The sequence below is a fragment of the Haloterrigena gelatinilytica genome (assembly GCF_013342145.1).
GTDB classification, from domain to species: Archaea; Halobacteriota; Halobacteria; order Halobacteriales; family Natrialbaceae; genus Haloterrigena; species Haloterrigena gelatinilytica.
The window spans coordinates 2,016,319-2,032,346 of the sequence record NZ_JABUQZ010000001.1 but is presented as its reverse complement, the minus strand read 5'-3'; the positions used below and the strand labels follow the sequence as shown (position 1 = coordinate 2,032,346).

Below are 16,028 nucleotides of genomic sequence, written 5' to 3'. Positions count from 1 at the left end.
CGTTCCAGTATCCATGACCCGACACCCGACAGACGCCGCCGACCGCACCGATCCGATCCGGATCGTCTGTCTCGTCGCGCTCGCGACGAGCCACGGGCTGATCCGCCTCGCCGAACGATACCTCCCCGAGTTCGTCGTCGCGATCGGCTCCGGGCCGATCGTCGCCGGCGCGCTGGTGTCGCTCGGACTGGGCGTCGCCGTCGCGGCGTCCCGGCGCTCGAGCGACGCCGACGCCGGCCCGACGCCCGACATCGCGCCCGCCGCGGCCGCGGTGGCGTCGGTGCTCGTCGCCGCGGTCGGCCTCCTCGCGTGGGCGGGTGCGCCGACGCTCGACGCCCTGCTGGGAACGCCGCTGTCGGCGCTGGGCTGGCTCGCGGTCGGGATCGTCCTCCTGCAGACGTGGCACGTCCGCGGCCCCGCGCGGAACCTGTGGCCGACCGATACGCGCGCGGCACCGCCCTCGAGCGCGGCGCCCGCCCGCGACGAGGCGTCGATCGGGCGGAGCCGTCGACGGGCGACGAACGCGGACCGTCGTCGGCGCGCTCGGCCTCGCCGCGGCGGCCGTGTTCGCGGCGGCCGCCGTCGCGAGCACCGGCGGGTCCGCACGGGCTTCGTCCTCGTCGCCGCGACCGGCGCCGCGGTCGCCCTCGTCGGCGCGGTCGCGCTGGGGTCTGCGGGGAAGCGAACGTCGCCCCTCACCGGGAGAGTGCTCGGCGATGGCCTCGCGGAGGGCGACCGAGACGGCGAGAGTGAGACGCGCAGAAACGGGACGACCACTCCTGCGCCGGCCGACGCGGAGTCCCCGCTCGGCGCGGTCAGCAGCGCCGCCTCGAGGCTGCCCGATCGCCGTCGCTGGGCGGTCATCGGCGACGCCCTCGTTCGGGTCGCCCTCGCCGGGAGCTGGCCGTTCCTGATCCTGCTGGTCGTCGAGTACCGATCGATCGGGCTCTCGATCGGCGGCCTCTCGCTGGCGCCGGCCGCCGTCTTCGGCCTGTTCGTCCTCGCGGAGGCCGCGGGCGCGGTCGTCGGCGCGGTCGCCGCCCCCGCGCTCGCCTCGCGGCTCGACCGGCGCGCGGTGCTGGCCGTCGGTCTCGCCGTCGTCTCGCTGCTCCCGATGGGCCTCGTGGCGGCCCCGTCCAGCGCCGGTATCGTCGCCGTCCTGTTCGCGCTGCTGGGCTGTCGGACGGCGATCGAACCGCTCCGGCCGACCGTCGGCGAGAGCGCTCGCGTCGCCCCGGTTCCCGGCCCGCGGCTCCCCGACGCGGTCGGGACGGCGGTGCAGGTCGCCGTCGTTCCCGCACCGCTGATCGGCGGCCTCCTGTACGCGGTCGACCCGATCTTCGCGTTTACCATCGCGACGACGGTCGGCCTGCTGGGCGTTCGCGAACTGGGGCGGGCGTTCGCGTTCGGGCGGCCGTGACCCGATCGACCGGCCGGTCGAACGTCGACCACCGACGGCTCGCCCGCTGGCACCTCGCGCTGGCGCTGGTGATGGGGCTGTGGGGCGGGCTCGACGCGCTGTTCCTGCGAACGGCGCTGGTCACTCCGACTCTCGGTCGGTTGACGGCCGAGACCTACAACGCCTTCTTCACGACCCACGGGCTGACGATGCTGTTCCTGTTCGCGCTGCCGGCGATCTGGGGCGCGGCCTACGTCGCTGTCCCTCCGCTGATCGAGGCCGACGACGTCGCCGCGCCGGCCCTCGGCGCGGTCGCGTTCTGGCTGCAGGTCCCCGCGGCGCTGTCGATCCGGGCCGGCACGATCGGCGGCATCCTCGGCGTGGCGGGCCTCGAGCCGGTCGCCAGCGGGTGGACGCTGTATCCGCCGCTGAGCGTGCTGTCGGCGAACCCGGCCGTCGACGCCCTCCTCGTCGGACTCGCGCTGGTCGCCGTCGGGACGACGCTGACGGCGTGGACGCTCCTCCGCACGATTCTGCGCGAGCGCGAGGTCCGGTGGCTCGAGGTCGACACGTTCACGTGGACGGTGCTGACCGCCGCGGCGATGTCCCTGCTGGCGTTTCCGGTGCTGGCGGCGACGGTCGCGCTCGTTCTCGCGGATCGGACGCTCGCCACCGGGTTCCTCCTCGGCGGCGGCGGGCCGCTGGTCTGGCAGCACCTGTTCTGGTTCTTCGCCCATCCGCTGGTGTACATCGTGGTGTTGCCCCCGATGGGAATCGTCAGCCACGTGCTGCCGCGGTTCGCCGGCCGGCGGCTGTTCGGCCACCGCTCGTCCGTCTACTCGACGCTCGCGATCGGCGTCGTCTCGTTCACCGTCTGGGCCCACCACATGTTCGTGACCGGAATGAGCCTCCCCGTGCGGACGGTCTTCATGCTCACGACGCTGGCGGTGGCGCTCCCGAGCTCCGCGAAACTCTGTACGTGGCTCGTGACGCTGTGGGGCGGTTCGATCCGGTACACGGCGCCGATGCTGGCGTCCCTCGCCGCCGTCGGCTTCTTCGTCGTCGGGGGCGTCACCGGCGTCTTCCTCGCCGTCGTGCCGATCAACGTCCGCTACACCGGGACCTACTACGTCGTCGCGCACTTCCACCTGCTGTTTGCCGGCTTCGTCGCGCTCGCGCTCGTCGCCGGCGCCTACTACTGGTTCCCCCTGCTCACCGGCCGACGCCTCGAGCCGGGGCTGGCCCGCCTGCACGTCTGGCTCACGGTCGTCGGCGTCGCGGTGACCTTCGGGGCGCTCCTGCTCGTCGGCCTCGCACAACTCCCCCGGCGCGTCGCGACCTATCCGGCGGCATACGCGCCGCTGCACCAGCTGGCGACCGTCGGCGCCTACGTGATCGCCGCCGGCCAGGCCGTCTTCCTCGCGAACCTCGCCCGATCGCTGTGGATCGGCGGGCCCGCCCCCGACGATCCGTGGGCCCTCGAATCGGGGCCGTCGCACACACGCGAATGGAAGTAGTCGCGTCGTCCCGTTCCGTCGCCGAGCCGACCCGAACTCCGACTCGAGTCCGCGCTCCCTGACGACCGAGTACGCCGATCGCCGCCCGCGATCGAACCGCGCCGCCGCTCGAGCGAGTCGCATCGCCCGCCAACCGCCGCAACTGCGTGCGGTCCGCAGACCTACGCAGCGCTCCACATTCACCCATGTCGACCACTGCAAGCACCGACGTCGCACTGATGCTGTTGCAACTGATCGCGCTGACCATTCCGCCGGCCGTCGTGTTGATCGAGCAGCTACGCCGCTCGGAGAACCTCGAGTGGCAGTTCCGGAAGCTGAGCTTCGGCCTCGTGGTCTCGAGCATCGGGCTGTTGATCGCCGGCGCCGTCGCCGTGTTGCTGTACTTCGTCGCGACCGTCCGGCTCCCGGTCAGTATCTACGCCGGACTGTTGCTCGTGATCCTCGGACTGCTGCCGCTCGGGGCGTTCGTCGCCGTCCTCTACCGGGAGCATCGAATCGAACACGGCCCCTGAAGCCGCCCGCTACGTCCGGACTCGGCCGGCTGCGGGTTCGACTCCCGCGCGTAGCTTCGGCGGCTTCGCCGCCGGTGACGAACCGATGCCCAGTCACCCACCGAGCGACACCGACGACAGTACCGAACCGATCTCCGACGAGCACACGGAGCCGCGGCCGCTGGCGAACCTGACCGGGTTCAAGCGCGATCAGCTGTTCGTCATCCGAATGCTCGCGGAGCGAAACCCCCACGGACTCGTCATCAAGGACAAACTCGACTGTTACTACGACGAGGAGATCAACCAGGGCCGACTCTACCAGAACCTGAGCGAACTCGTCGAAGAGGGCTACGTCGAGAAACGCCCCCTCGACGGGCGAACCAACGCCTACCGTCCGAGCACGCGGGCCAACAGGCGCCTCGAGGAACACCACGAGTGGGAGCGCCGCTGCCTCTGCTGTGAGTCCCCATGACGGTCGCGCTCCCGCGGCGATCGCACCGCGGGGTTCGCGGCCGGGCGCGAGCGATCGCGTCCGAACCGACACCGTGTCGGCCGTTCTGTGCACGCACAGTGATCGCATCGATCGAATGCTCCGAGTAATCGACCGACGATCCGACCGAGCGACCCGCTCGGTCGAACACAACCGCGTTGACTCTGACACGATGACAGCCTTTCACGACACCGACGACGAGACGACCCGAACCGATCCCGACCTCGCCGCCCCGTGGGCGTACGCGACGGCCGCGACGCGCCGTCTCGGCGTCCCCGACGGGATCGAACAGCGACTGCTCCACCCTCGCCAGCGCGAGCGGATTTCCGTGCCGTTCGAACGCGACGACGGCACCATCGACGTCTGCGAGGGGTACCGCGTTCGCCACGACAGCGTCCGCGGTTCCGTCCTCGGACCGCACCGGTACTATCCCGCGCTAAACGGGGACGACTGCGCCGGTCTCGCGGCCGCGACGACCGTCAGCGCGGCGATCGCCGACCTCCCGTTCGGCGGTGCCGCGGGCGGGATCGCGGTCGATCCGACGGCGCTGTCCCGGGACGAACGCAGCCGCCTCACCCGATCCTACGCGCGCCGAATCGCGGGCGTCGACCGCGGCGACGACGTCCTCGTTCCGGAGGTCGGTACCGACCGGCGGACGATGGCCCGGTTCGCCGACGCCGTCGCCGACGACGTCGACGCCCCCCGAACCGCGGCCGTCGCCGGCAAACCGCCGGCCATCGGCGGCCTCCGGGAGATCGATCGGGCGGGCGGTCACGGCCTCGCGCACGTGACGCGGGAGGTCCTCGAGACCGACCGCGACCGCCCGCTGACCGACGCGACGATCGCGATCTACGGCACCGCGGCCTGCGGCGTGGCGGCCGCCCGCCTGCTCGAGTTCCGGGGCGGCTCCGTCGTCGCCATGTCAAGCGATCGAGTCGGCCTCGTCGCCCCGGACGACGGCTCCGGGCTCGATACCGACCTCGTGCCCAGCTATCTCGAGCGGCCGGGCGCGCTCGCCGAGTACGACGACGGCACCGTTACCGGTACCGAGAACGTCCTCGAGTGCGACGCCGACGCGTTGGTTCTCGCGGCGCCGGCGACGACGATCACCGCCGACAACGCCGACGGGATCCGCGCCGACCTCGTCGTCGAAGGGACCGTCGGCGCCGTGACGCCTGACGGACAGCGCGCCCTCGAAGAGCGCGGTATCGACGTCGTCCCCGCCGTGCTCGCGACCGCGGGGCGACCGATCGCGGCCCACCTCGAGTGGATTCGGACCGTCGGCCGCGATCGCATGAGCGACGCGCGCGTGACCAACGAGTTCGCCTACGCGCTGACCGACGCGGTCGACGACGTGCGCGATCGCCGCGAGCGCTGCGATCTGAGTTGGCGGGCCGCGGCCTACAGCGTCGGTCTCTCTCGCGTCGCGGCGGCCCACGAGGTGATTCGGTGATCGACCGCCTCGACGACTCGCTGTCCGACGCCCTCGAGTGGCTTCAGCGGGTCGGCTCGCCCGGCACTGCCGACGACGCGAGCGAGTCGGGCGACGATCGGACCGAAGCCGACGGCGACCGCCGATCCGACGGCGACGACGGCGGTGAGGGAGACGCCGACGCCGCCGATCGAACGACCGACGCGGACGCCGGCGACGGGGCCGACGACCGCGGCGACTGGGAGGCCGTCGAGTCGCCGACGTCTCGGACCCTCCACGGCGTCGTCCACGGACAGGACGGCCCCTACGCCTGCGGCGAAGGGGGACTGCTGCTTCACCGAACCGGCGACGGCTGGCGGGTCGTCCTCGAGCGCGGCCCGGGCGTCTCGGAGAACACCCTGCGCTCGATCGCGGCGACCGACGACGGCTGTCGGCTCTGGTTCGCCGGCGACAGCGGCGCCCTCGGATTCTACGACGTGGCCGACGGCCACCTCAGCGACTACTCCGCGCCGATGGAGAAGACGAGCACCTGGGAGGCCATCGCCGTCGCGGGCCGGACGGGCGAGGAACGCGTCCGCATCGCCAACGGCTCCGGCGAGGTCCTCGACTGCACCGTCGAGGACGGCTGTCCCGTCTGGGGCGAGGTCGTCGAACCCGGCGGCGGATCGACGATCCCCGGCATCACGGCGGGGCCGGACGGGTTCTACGCGATCGACACCAGCGGCGGCGCGTACCGCGAGGCCGCCGCCGGCGACGCGACCGCCGCCGGGACCGACGGCTCGACGGAGCGCGATCCGAGAGACGGTGAACCCGAAGATACGGAACCCACCGACACCGAACCGACCGACGAGTGGGACCGGATCGGCGTCCGCAACGCGCAGGTCGACTTCCAGGACGTCCGGGCCGGCGACGAGTCGGTGTTCATCGCCGGCGCCGACGGCATCGCCTACCGGTACGATCCCGACTGCGAGAACTGGACGCCGCTGCACGTCGGACAGGGCGCGCTGCAGGCGATCCGGTCGCGGGGAACCGACACGGTAGCGGTCGCCAACGGCGGCCGGATCTACGAGCGGGCGGCGAGCGTCCGCTGGACCGAACTGGACGTCCCGACCGAACAGTCGCTGCTGGGACTCGCGCTGGCTCGCTCGAGCGCCGACAGCGACGGCCTGGGAACCGTCCCCGTCGACGTCGCGGTCGGCGCCGGCGGCGCCATCCTCGAGCGCGACCGCCGCGAGCGACCGACCGACGGTGACCACCGTGAGTGAGCGCCGACCGCGCGGCGTCGCCGTTCCCGATCCGAACTGCGTTCCGACTCCCCGCATCCGCGTACCCGATGATACCTGATACGTCACTCCCGTTCACCGATCGCATCGATCCCGACGCGCTTCCGGTCCCGGAGGTCCTCGTCCTCTCGCTGTCGGCGCTGCTGTGGCTGGTCCTCGTTCAGGGGTGGCTCCCCGGGCCGGGCCCCGTACCGGCCGGCATCGAGGCGCCGATGGACGCGCCCGGCGTTCCCGAGACGGCGGCGATGGCGAACGGACTCGGCGGCGTCGCGGCGTACCTGCTCACGTGGGGCGCGATGATGCTGGCGATGATGCTCCCGTCGCTGCTGCCCGTCGTTCGGCGGTATCGATCGGACCTCTGTGACTCCGTTTTCGTCCCGTCGATCGCCGCCTTCCTCGGCGGCTACGGGCTCGCGTGGACGCTCGTCGGGGCCGTTCCGCTGGCGGTCGCCGCTCTGGTTTCGATTCGCGACCTACTGACCGGGACCGTAATCGGCGTGAGCGCCGGTGCGGTCGCGGTCGGCGGCCTGCTCGCGTTCGCGGGCGGCTACCAGTTCACGTCGCTGAAACGCGACCTGCTCGCGCGGTGCGGGTGTTGCCGGTCGGTCCACCATCGGCCGTCCGTCGCTCGAATGGCCCGCGAGGGCCTCGAGTACGCCGCGAACTGCATCGGCTGCACGTGGCCGCTGTTCGCGCTGATGGTCGCGCTCGGGTCGATGAACCTCCTCGTCATGGTCGGCCTGACGCTCGTCGTGTCACTCGAGCGGCTCGCGGCCGACGGGGACGCCGTCGCTCGCGCCCTCGGCGTCGTGTTGCTCGGCGCCGCCGCGTTCGCGCTCCTGTTCGGGTTGCCGCCCGTCTGAACTCCGTTCGGATTCCGATAGCCGTAGCGATCGTTCGGATCGCGGTAGCGAACCTCGTCGGGAGCCGAGCGACCCGGCGCTATCTGGCCGCCTCGAGTTCCTCGAGCGCCTCGGGGTTCTCGATGCTGCTCATGTCGCCGAGATCCTCGCCCGTATACGTGGCCTCGATGGCCCGGCGGATGATCTTGCCCGATTGGGTCTTCGGGAGGTCGTCGACGAACAGGATCTCGCGCGGACGGAACGGTTTGCCAAGTTCCTCGCCGACCTGCGCCCGCAGTTCCGCCTTGAGGTCGTCCGATTCCTCCCGGCCGTCCTCGAGGATGACGTAGGTGACGACCGCCGTTCCCGTCGTCTCGTCGGGGGCGCCGATGGCGGCGGCCTGGTTGACGGCCTCGTGGTCGATGAGCGCGCCCTCGACTTCGGCGGGGCCGACCTTGCGGCCGGCGACGTTCAGCGCGTCGTCGGCCCGGCCGTGGAGGAACCAGAAGCCGTCCTCGTCCTTCTGGGCCCAGTCGCCGTGGTTCCACATCGGCGGGTCCTCGAAGGTCGACCAGTACTCGTTCAGGTAGCGCTCGTCGCCCGACCACAGCGACTTCGTCATCGACGGACAGGAGTCACGCGCGACGAGGAACCCCCGCTGGTTGTCCTCCCGGACGGAGTTCCCGTCGCGATCGACGATGTCGATGTCCATGCCCAATCCGGGTCCGCCCAGCGTGCAGGGCTTCAGCGGCTGAGTCGGCATCGGCATCAGGAAGCAGCCGCAGATTTCGGTGCCGCCGGAGATGTTGATGATCGGCGCCTCGCCGTTGCCGACGTTCTCGTAGAACCAGCGCCACGATTCGGGATCCCAGGGCTCGCCCGTCGACCCCAACAGCCGGAGCGACGAGAGGTCGTGCCCCTCGAGCCACTCGTCCCCGTGCTTCCGTAGCGCCCGGATCGCGGTCGGCGAGATGCCGAACTGCGTCAACTTGTGGCGGTCGATCATCTCCCAGAAGCGATCCGGTTCGGGGTGGTCGGGCGCGCCCTCGTACATGAAGACGGTGCCGCCGAAGGTGTGGGTGCCGATGAGCGTCCACGGCCCCATCATCCAGCCGATGTCCGAGACCCAGAAGAACCGGTCGGCGGGCTCGAGGTCCATCCCGAAGTAGACCTCCTTGGCGCACTGGACCTGCACGCCCGCGTGGGTGTGGACGATCCCCTTCGGCTTGCCCGTCGTGCCCGACGAGTAGAGGAGCATCGACTCCTGGCTCGAGTCGAGCGCCTTCGTCTCGTACTCGTCGTCGGCCGTTTCGACGGCGTCGTCCCACCACTCGTCGCGGTCGTCGCTCCAGGGGATCTCGTGTTCGCTGTGGCGGTCACTGGATCCCAGCCGGTCGAAGACGATCGTGTGCTCGACGTGCCCGGCCTCCTCGATTGCCTCGTCGGCGGCGGACTTGAGGAAGACGGGATCGCCGCGGCGGTAGAAGCCGTCGCCCGTAAAGAGCACCGAGCACTCCGAGTCCGCGATCCGAGTCGCGGCCGCGTCGACGCCGAAGCCCGAGAAGATGGGCACCGCGATCGCGCCCACCTTGAAACAGCCGTACAGAATCGAGACGACCTCGGGCACCATCGGCATGTAGAGCCCGACGGTGTCGCCGGTCTCGACGCCGCGTTCCTCGAGGGCGTTGGCGACCATGTTCGACTGTCGCCGGAGTTCGTGATAGGTCACCTCCCGGATCTCGCCGTCCTCGCTCTCCCAGATGGTCGCGACCGTGTTGCGTCGCTCCTCGTCGACCGCGGCGTGGCGGTCGAGGACGTTGTGGGCGATATTGATCTCGCCGCCGGGGTACCAGTCGGTGAACTGCGGACCACCACGGCTCGCGGTTTCACCGCTCGCTTCCGAGGCGCTTCGCGCCTCGCCGTCGTCTCTCACCGCGTCGTACTCCTCGTAGAACTCGATCCCGAGGTAGTCGACGAGTTCGTCCCAGAACCAGTCGACGCCGCTCTCGGGTTCGCCGTCGACCTCGCTCGTCGTCCGCTCGATGAGCTCGTCGTAGTCGTCGATCCCGTACGTCTCCATGAAGTCGTAGACGTTCGTCGACTCGACGAACTCCCGGCTCGGGTCGTGGACGATCTCGTCGACGTCCTCGAGCGCCGGATCTGTTGCGTCGGACATTGTTACTCGTAGGTAAGGGTCATGCCACCATCAAACAACAGGTCGCCGCCGTCCAGGTGCCGGCCGAGATCCGAGAAGCCGAGCAGGAAGAGGTTGGCGACGTCGATCGGTTCCATCATCTCCTTGACCCGGGACTGGCCGAGCATGACGTCCTCGATCACCTCGTCGACCGAGATCCCGCGCTGCTCGGCGGTGTCCTCGAGCTGGTCGGTCACCAGCGGCGTCTTCACGTAGCCCGTGCTGATCGAGTAGGCGCGGATCTCCCCCTCGCCCTCTGCGGCGATCGACTGTGTCAGGCCGCGCAGACCGAACTTCGAGACGTTGTAACCGACCTTGTCGCTGGTGACGTAGTGGCCGTGGACCGAGCCCATGTTGCCGACGCAGCCCCGCCCGTCCTCGGTCTCCCGGAAGTGCGGAATGCAGAGCTTCGAGAGGTACAGCGGCGCCCGGAGCATGATCCGGTGCATCGTGTCGTAGGTCTCCATCGGGAAGTTCTCGATCGAGTCGATGTGTTGCATCCCGGCGACGTTGGCGAGGTACTTCACGTCGCCCAGCTCGGCCGCCTCGTCGACGATCCGCTCTAAGTCGTCGTCCTCGGTCAGATCGCCGACGATCGACGTGATCTCGCCCTCGAGGCCGAGTTCCTCGCCCCGGTCGACGGTCCCGGCGAGGCCGTCCTCGTCGATGTCCGTCGCCGCGACGGTGAGGCCGTTCCCGGCGGCGGCGAGCGCGGTCGCGCGACCGATTCCGGACCCGGCGCCGGTCACGAGACAGACGTTGCGGTCGGTAAAGGCGTCGTCGTCGATCCGGTGAATCTCCTCGGCGGTCACGGTCGGTGGCGTCACCTGGTCCTGTGACATTTCGTATGGCTACCCTCGGAACGCGCTAAAAGACGCGCGTTAACATATCAACGGGCGTTCGGACGGCGCGCCGATCGACGCGACGTCACCGGTTTCGATCGGTAATCTCCGATTTCGAGTGGGTTGCGCTCGCGAACGAGTGGTAGATATTAATACTCCGTGTGTGGTTCACTCGCTAGCAATGATCGATCTCGATATCGATATGCGACAGTACGACTGCCCGTTCATCGACACGACCGACGATGTCGAGATCGCCTTCTCGGCCGTCCAGTGGCAACTCGATACCGACGACGAGCAACTCGAGACCCGACTCATCGCGCGGGGGGAGTCGACGGGCGCCCTCGAGGACGGCCTCCACGCGCTTCGAGATCACCCGAACATGCGAGAGTGTTACATCCTCTCGAAGCGGGAGAACGTCGCCGAGATCGGGACGACGATCGAGGAGACCAACGCGATGCGGACGATCCAGCGAAACGGCGGCTACATCACCGGCCCCTTCCACATCGAGGACGGCCACGAGCGGTGGCACGTCGGCTTCGACGACGACGCCGACGAGGATCACGCCTTAGCCGAACTCGAGCGCCACAACGACTACACCGTCGCGGACCGCGACCAGTTCGGTCCGACGGAACTGTTCGACCTCCTCGAGAACTCCGACAGCGCGCTCCGCCTGCTCGAGGGCTGTCGGTCGCTGACCGACACCGAACGCGAGACCTTCGAGACGGCCGCCCGGGAGGGCTACTACGAGACGCCCCGGGCGACGACCCTCGAGGAGCTCTCGAACCACTTCGACGTCTCGAAGACGGCCGTCTCGATGAACCTCCGGCGGAGCGAACGCAAGGTCCTGCAGGCGGCGCTGTCGGCGCTCGAGAACATGGACGAGACGGCGACGCAGACGCGCTGACTCCGGTCCGTCGAACGTCGGTCGCGGGAACGCAGCGCGGGCGCGGCGATGACCGTCGGTCGCGAGAGAGTCGACGACCGGCTTCCGCTCCGTTCAGGCCTCGAGGATGTCGTCCTCGTCGTCCTCGGGGACGACCAGCGAGCCGTCGAGGACCGTCACGCCGCGACCGCCGACGCGGACGTCCTCGCCGATCCGAACGCGGACCTGCCCGGGCCGGTCGACGTAGTGGCCCTGCTCGAGGCGCAGTTCCTCCGGGAAGTCGTCGTCGAACGCGCCGAATCGGTCGAGGTAGGCGCCGACGGCGCCGCTGGCGGTGCCGGTGACGGGGTCCTCGGGCACGCCGGCCCCGGGCGCGAACATCCGGCCGTGCAGGGTCGACTCCCGGCCGAGCGCGTCGAACGTGAAGAGGTAGACACCGGTCGCGTCGACCTCGTCCGTGAGTTCCTCGATCGCCCGCATATCGGGCTCGGCGCTCCCGAGATCCGAGAGGTACGTGATCGGCGCGATCAGGAAGGGGAGGCCCGTCGAGGAGACCGCCAGCGGGATATCGTCGCTCGCCCCCTCGAGGGCGGCCGCGTCGACGCCCAGCGCGTCGGCGACCCGCTCGTAGCCGACGTCGACCTCGCGGATGCGGGGCTCGTCCTGAGTCATCCAGACCGTTCCGTCCGCGTCCACCCCGATCTCGAGTTCCCCGACGTTCGTCTCGAGCGCGTAGGTGCCGGCCTCGAGGCCCTCGTCGCGGAGGTGGGCGAACGAGCCGATCGTCGCGTGGCCGCAGAGGTCGACCTCCTGGGTCGGCGTGAAGTAGCGAATCCGGTAGTCGGCCGCGTCGCTCGAGCGGAGGAACGCCGTCTCGCTGACGGCCAGTTCGGCGGCGATCGACTGCATCTGGTCGTCCGAGAGCCCGTCCGCGTCGGGGACGACGCCGGCCGGGTTCCCGGCCAGCGGCTCGTCCGTGAAGGCGTCGACCTGCAGGGTCCGAATCGTGTCCATACGACGGTGGTGGGCCGAGCAACGTATCAATCCTCGGTCATCGTCACGACGCCTCGAGCCGGTCGTCACCCCTCCGCTCGAGCGGAGCGGTCGCTCAGTCGTCGCCCGGCTGCTCGACCCGCTCGCCGTCGTCGACCGACGGCGACTCGCCGGACTCGTGGGTCCCCACGGGCGGTCGGTTGACCTCGGCGGCCGGCGAGGACTCGAGGTCGGTGCCGCCGTCCTCGTCGCTCGTCAGCGACGCCATCTCCCCGCCCTCACGGGCGTCCTGATCGATCCGCATCGAGCAGAACTCGGCGCCGCACATCGAGCAGAAGCGGGCCTCCTTGTAGTTGTCGCCGGGCAGCGTCTGGTCGTGGTACTCGCGGGCGCGGTCGGGATCGAGCGCGAGGCCGAACTGCTCGCGCCAGTCGAACTCGTAGCGGGCCTCCGAGAGGGCGTCGTCCCAGTCGCGTGCGCCCGGCCGTTCGTTGCCGACGTCGCCCGCGTGGGCCGCGATCCGGTAGGCCGCGAGGCCGTCGCGGACGTCCTCCTCGTCGGGCAGGCCGAGGTGCTCTTTGGGCGTGACGTAACAGAGCATCGCCGCCCCCGCTTGCGCGGCCATCGCGGCGCCGATGGCGCTCGTGATGTGGTCGTAGCCCGGTGCGACGTCGGTCACCAGCGGGCCGAGGACGTAGAAGGGAGCGCCGTCACAGACCTCCTGTTGGCGCTCGACGTTCTCCGCGACCTTGTGCATGGGGACGTGACCCGGCCCCTCGACCATCACCTGGACGTCGTACTCCCAAGCGCGGCGGGTGAGTTCGCCGAGCGTGTCGAGCTCCGCGTACTGGGCCTCGTCGCAGGCGTCGGCCAGACAGCCCGGCCGGAGGCTGTCGCCGAGGCTGAAGGTGACGTCGTGTTCGGCGAAGATCTCGCAGATCTCGTCGTACACCTGAAAGAGCGGGTTCTGCTCGCCGTGGGACTCCATCCACGAGGCCATGATCGACCCGCCCCGCGAGACGATGCCCGTCTTCCGGCCGTCGGTCAGCGGCAGGTGTTCGGCGAGGATGCCGGCGTGGATCGTCATGTAGTCGACGCCCTGCTCGGCCTGTTTCTCGATGACCTCGAGCAGCAGGTCTTTGGTAAGCTCCTCGGGTCCTCCGGCTCGCTTGACGGCTTCGTACAGCGGCACCGTTCCGAGGGGCACCGGCGAGTGTTCGACGTGGGTCTCCCGAATCTCGTCTAAGTCGCTCCCGGTGCCGAGGTCCATCACCGTGTCCGCGCCGTAGTGGACCGCGGTGTGGAGCTTCTCGAGTTCCGTCTCGAGGTCGCTGGTCTCCTCGCTGTTGCCGATGTTCGCGTTGACCTTCGTCGCGAACTCGCGGCCGATGATCATCGGGTCGAGCGACTCGTGGTTGACGTTCGCCGGAATCACTGCCTGTCCGTCGGCGACCCGCTTTCGGACGAACTCCGGGTCGCGGTTCTCGCGCTCGGCGACTCGTTCCATCGCGTCGGTGACCGTCCCCTCGCGGGCGGCTTCGATCTGGGTTCGCGCCATCGATAACTAGGTTGTATCATCGAGTTATATAGCGCTTGCGCTGGGAACTTCCCTTCGAACGTGACCCGAGAGACGACGGGAATCGCCGTCCGCACGATACGAGGGACCACCTCCGCTACGTCGGTCGTTCGTCCGACCGAACGCAGCAGTCCGAAGCGCTAACTGTCAGATAGCGACGCTGAGATGGCGATGAACGATAGTTACGGTTAACTCGGATTCACGTGGTTTTTTATAGTACGATGTTGGCTTCTCGCCAAGGCAATTCATGGCGACGGAACACCATCGAAACGATATCGGGGGGAACAGTTCGACGAACGAGCAGACGTACGTCTTCTCGCCAGAGAAGGCGCCGTCGCTCGCCGTGGTCGATGCCGTCGCATCCGCGTCGGAAACCGATCCCACGGCGCTCCCGCCGCTGTACGACGCGATCGAACCCGACGCGCTCGACGCGACGTTCGAGTCGTCGCAACCGGGGGCGACGCGACGCGTTTCGTTTTCCTACAACGGGTTCGACGTTACCGTCGACGGCGGGCCGGCCGTCACGGTCTCGCTCGAGTAATCGGTCGACGAGCGGTCCGTCCGGGGGGAACTGTCCTCGAGGCGCGTGCTAACGACCGGCGCGAATCGTCCGAATACGCATCGTTTAAGCGGCGTTGATCCGTGGTACGTCCTGAAACACGATGTCCGACTTACCGGACGACTTCGACTGTACGATCACTACCTGGGAGTACATCTACGGCCTCTGTCGCGACGTCAGCGACGAGGTCCGCGACGACGAGTTCGACCCGGATGTCGTCGTCGCGCTGGCCCGGGGCGGCTGGTTCGCGGGTCGGTGTCTCTGTGATTTCCTCGGACTGGACGATCTGACGAGCCTGAAGATGGAACACTACGTCGGGGCCGCCGAGAAGAGCGACGAGCCGTCCGTTCGGTACCCGATGCCCGAGGGCAGCGTCGAGGGGAAGGACGTGCTGATCATCGACGACATCGCCGACACCGGCGGCTCCATCGAGCGCGCCTACGAGTACGTCACCGACCGCGACGCCGGCGAGGTCCGCACGGCGACGCTGCAGTTGCTCGGCACCAGCGAGTACCAGCCCGACTACGTCGGCGAACACTTAGAGGAGTGGACCTGGATCGTCTACCCCTGGAACTTCATCGAGGACATGGTCGACCTCGTCTCCAGCGTCATGGAGCAGGCCGATCAGGAGTCGTTCACCCAGGAGGAGATCCGACACTATCTCGCCGAGTTCCACGGGATCGACCGCATCGAGATGGAAATCGCCCAGCCCGACCGCATCCCCGAGGTGCTGACCGAGATGGAGCGACGCGACGTCCTCGAGTCGGCCGGCCCGGGCGAGTGGACGCTGGCCGCCGACTGAGCGAGCCGTCGAGTCCGCCTACTTCTCGAGTCGCCCCGCGACGTATACCCAGCGTTCGTCCTCGCGGAGCGTCCCGGAGACTCCTCGCTCGTCGACGATTTCGAACCCCGTTTCGCGCAACTGCGTTCGCGTCGCCGCACCGGCCACGTGCCACTGCATTTCGACCCCGGTCTCGAGCCAGTCAGGGTTCTCGCCGCGCCACTCCTCCAGTCCCTCGGAGACCAGCACCCGCCCGCCGGGCCGCAGGACCCGCGCGAACTCCTCGAGGACCGTCCGGTGGTCGTCGACGGGCACGTGAATCAGGGAGTGGAGGGCGATTACGGCATCGAAGGTCCCGTCGCGAACGGGCAGATCCGTCAGGTCCCCCCGAACGAGCGACGCTATCGGTGCGTTCGCCGCTGCCAGTTCGAGTTGCTCCCGAGAGAAATCGACGCCGACAGCCGCTGCGCCTCCGTCCTCGCTTCCCCGCCGCAGAACCGGTGTCCCCTGCCCGCAACCGGCGTCGAGAAGCGTCGGCGACGCCGGCAGCGATTCGAAAAACGCCTCGAGGGCCGCCCGCTCGCGATCCGTCTCTGACCGTTCGGCGGCGTACGTTTCCGCCAGTTCGTCGTATCCCCGGCGGACGACGTCCTTGTCGACCATCGACGAGGGATTCCGAGTCCTCCCCCTTCAATCGTCGTGCCGGACGCCGACGGACGCGTCCCTCGAGACACCCTCGTCGCCGT

General features: G+C 69.3%; 15 protein-coding genes. 10 read left to right on the top strand and 5 right to left on the bottom strand.

What is annotated here, in order from left to right:
- The first annotated feature begins 13 nt into the window (after positions 1-13).
- The 7 genes from HTZ84_RS10310 (at position 14) to HTZ84_RS10280 (ending at position 7,475) form a co-directional block, all read left to right on the top strand.
- The gene (locus HTZ84_RS10310) at positions 14-1,420 is read left to right on the top strand and encodes an MFS transporter (protein WP_254611732.1); all 1,407 of its coding nucleotides are present in this window, start codon (positions 14-16) and stop codon (positions 1,418-1,420) included.
- Positions 1,417-2,916 carry a cytochrome c oxidase subunit I gene (locus HTZ84_RS10305; RefSeq protein WP_174680595.1) on the top strand — a complete coding sequence of 500 codons (1,500 nt, stop codon included), beginning with the start codon at positions 1,417-1,419 and terminating at the stop codon, positions 2,914-2,916. The genes HTZ84_RS10310 and HTZ84_RS10305 overlap by 4 nt, the downstream gene beginning before the upstream one ends.
- Before the next feature lie 185 nt (positions 2,917-3,101).
- The gene (locus HTZ84_RS10300) at positions 3,102-3,428 is read left to right on the top strand and encodes a hypothetical protein (RefSeq protein ID WP_174680594.1); all 327 of its coding nucleotides are present in this window, start codon (positions 3,102-3,104) and stop codon (positions 3,426-3,428) included.
- A gap of 85 nt (positions 3,429-3,513) precedes the next feature.
- Positions 3,514-3,879, top strand: a complete 366-nt coding sequence (locus HTZ84_RS10295) for a helix-turn-helix transcriptional regulator (RefSeq protein ID WP_174680593.1) — start codon at positions 3,514-3,516, stop codon at positions 3,877-3,879.
- A 190-nt stretch (positions 3,880-4,069) separates the two neighbouring features.
- Complete coding sequence (locus tag HTZ84_RS10290; protein WP_174680592.1) at positions 4,070-5,350, top strand: Glu/Leu/Phe/Val family dehydrogenase; 1,281 nt, start codon at positions 4,070-4,072, stop codon at positions 5,348-5,350.
- Positions 5,347-6,594, top strand: a complete 1,248-nt coding sequence (locus tag HTZ84_RS10285) for a hypothetical protein (protein WP_174680591.1) — start codon at positions 5,347-5,349, stop codon at positions 6,592-6,594. The genes HTZ84_RS10290 and HTZ84_RS10285 overlap by 4 nt, the downstream gene beginning before the upstream one ends.
- A 68-nt stretch (positions 6,595-6,662) precedes the next feature.
- Positions 6,663-7,475, top strand: coding sequence for a DUF2182 domain-containing protein (locus HTZ84_RS10280; protein WP_174680590.1), 813 nt, complete (start codon positions 6,663-6,665; stop codon positions 7,473-7,475).
- 79 nt (positions 7,476-7,554) lie between these two features.
- Here the strand turns inward: HTZ84_RS10280 and HTZ84_RS10275 are convergent, their stop codons facing one another.
- Both HTZ84_RS10275 and HTZ84_RS10270 read right to left on the bottom strand, forming a co-directional pair.
- Positions 7,555-9,630: an AMP-binding protein gene (locus HTZ84_RS10275; RefSeq protein WP_174680589.1), complete on the bottom strand. Its 2,076-nt coding sequence runs from the start codon at positions 9,628-9,630 to the stop codon at positions 7,555-7,557.
- A 2-nt stretch (positions 9,631-9,632) separates the two neighbouring features.
- Positions 9,633-10,490, bottom strand: coding sequence for an SDR family NAD(P)-dependent oxidoreductase (locus tag HTZ84_RS10270; RefSeq protein ID WP_174680588.1), 858 nt, complete (start codon positions 10,488-10,490; stop codon positions 9,633-9,635).
- Between the two features lie 181 nt (positions 10,491-10,671).
- Here HTZ84_RS10270 and HTZ84_RS10265 point away from each other — a divergent pair, with 181 nt between their 5' ends.
- Positions 10,672-11,394, top strand: coding sequence for a helix-turn-helix domain-containing protein (locus HTZ84_RS10265; protein WP_174680587.1), 723 nt, complete (start codon positions 10,672-10,674; stop codon positions 11,392-11,394).
- Positions 11,395-11,487: 93 nt separating this feature from the next.
- Here HTZ84_RS10265 and HTZ84_RS10260 read toward each other — a convergent pair whose 3' ends face one another.
- On the bottom strand, positions 11,488-12,387 hold the full coding sequence (locus HTZ84_RS10260) for a PhzF family phenazine biosynthesis protein (protein ID WP_174680586.1): 900 nt from the start codon (positions 12,385-12,387) through the stop codon (positions 11,488-11,490).
- 94 nt (positions 12,388-12,481) lie between these two features.
- Positions 12,482-13,924: a phosphomethylpyrimidine synthase ThiC gene (gene thiC / locus HTZ84_RS10255; RefSeq protein WP_174680585.1), complete on the bottom strand. Its 1,443-nt coding sequence runs from the start codon at positions 13,922-13,924 to the stop codon at positions 12,482-12,484.
- A gap of 265 nt (positions 13,925-14,189) precedes the next feature.
- On the opposite strand from thiC, the gene HTZ84_RS10250 reads away from it, so the two are divergent.
- Positions 14,190-14,483: a HalOD1 output domain-containing protein gene (locus HTZ84_RS10250; protein WP_174680584.1), complete on the top strand. Its 294-nt coding sequence runs from the start codon at positions 14,190-14,192 to the stop codon at positions 14,481-14,483.
- 121 nt (positions 14,484-14,604) lie between these two features.
- Entirely contained in the window at positions 14,605-15,303 is a 699-nt protein-coding gene (locus HTZ84_RS10245; protein ID WP_174680583.1) for a phosphoribosyltransferase, read from the top strand.
- 18 nt (positions 15,304-15,321) lie between these two features.
- On the opposite strand, the gene HTZ84_RS10240 is transcribed toward HTZ84_RS10245, so the two are convergent.
- Entirely contained in the window at positions 15,322-15,945 is a 624-nt protein-coding gene (locus tag HTZ84_RS10240) for a class I SAM-dependent methyltransferase (protein WP_174680582.1), read from the bottom strand.
- Positions 15,946-16,028 lie beyond the last annotated feature (83 nt).

What these genes read in the sequence shown, in the direction of transcription:
- HTZ84_RS10300 (WP_174680594.1), top strand. Translation starts at nt 3,102, where the DNA reads ATGTCGACCACTGCAAGCACCGACGTCGCACTGATGCTGTTGCAACTG.
- HTZ84_RS10245 (WP_174680583.1), top strand. Translation starts at nt 14,605, where the DNA reads ATGTCCGACTTACCGGACGACTTCGACTGTACGATCACTACCTGGGAG.
- HTZ84_RS10270 (WP_174680588.1), bottom strand. Translation starts at nt 10,490, where the DNA reads ATGTCACAGGACCAGGTGACGCCACCGACCGTGACCGCCGAGGAGATT.
- HTZ84_RS10260 (WP_174680586.1), bottom strand. Translation starts at nt 12,387, where the DNA reads ATGGACACGATTCGGACCCTGCAGGTCGACGCCTTCACGGACGAGCCG.
- thiC (WP_174680585.1), bottom strand. Translation starts at nt 13,924, where the DNA reads ATGGCGCGAACCCAGATCGAAGCCGCCCGCGAGGGGACGGTCACCGAC.
- HTZ84_RS10295 (WP_174680593.1), top strand. Translation starts at nt 3,514, where the DNA reads ATGCCCAGTCACCCACCGAGCGACACCGACGACAGTACCGAACCGATC.
- HTZ84_RS10310 (WP_254611732.1), top strand. Translation starts at nt 14, where the DNA reads ATGACCCGACACCCGACAGACGCCGCCGACCGCACCGATCCGATCCGG.
- HTZ84_RS10240 (WP_174680582.1), bottom strand. Translation starts at nt 15,945, where the DNA reads ATGGTCGACAAGGACGTCGTCCGCCGGGGATACGACGAACTGGCGGAA.
- HTZ84_RS10250 (WP_174680584.1), top strand. Translation starts at nt 14,190, where the DNA reads ATGGCGACGGAACACCATCGAAACGATATCGGGGGGAACAGTTCGACG.
- HTZ84_RS10290 (WP_174680592.1), top strand. Translation starts at nt 4,070, where the DNA reads ATGACAGCCTTTCACGACACCGACGACGAGACGACCCGAACCGATCCC.
- HTZ84_RS10280 (WP_174680590.1), top strand. Translation starts at nt 6,663, where the DNA reads ATGATACCTGATACGTCACTCCCGTTCACCGATCGCATCGATCCCGAC.
- HTZ84_RS10275 (WP_174680589.1), bottom strand. Translation starts at nt 9,630, where the DNA reads ATGTCCGACGCAACAGATCCGGCGCTCGAGGACGTCGACGAGATCGTC.
- HTZ84_RS10265 (WP_174680587.1), top strand. Translation starts at nt 10,672, where the DNA reads ATGATCGATCTCGATATCGATATGCGACAGTACGACTGCCCGTTCATC.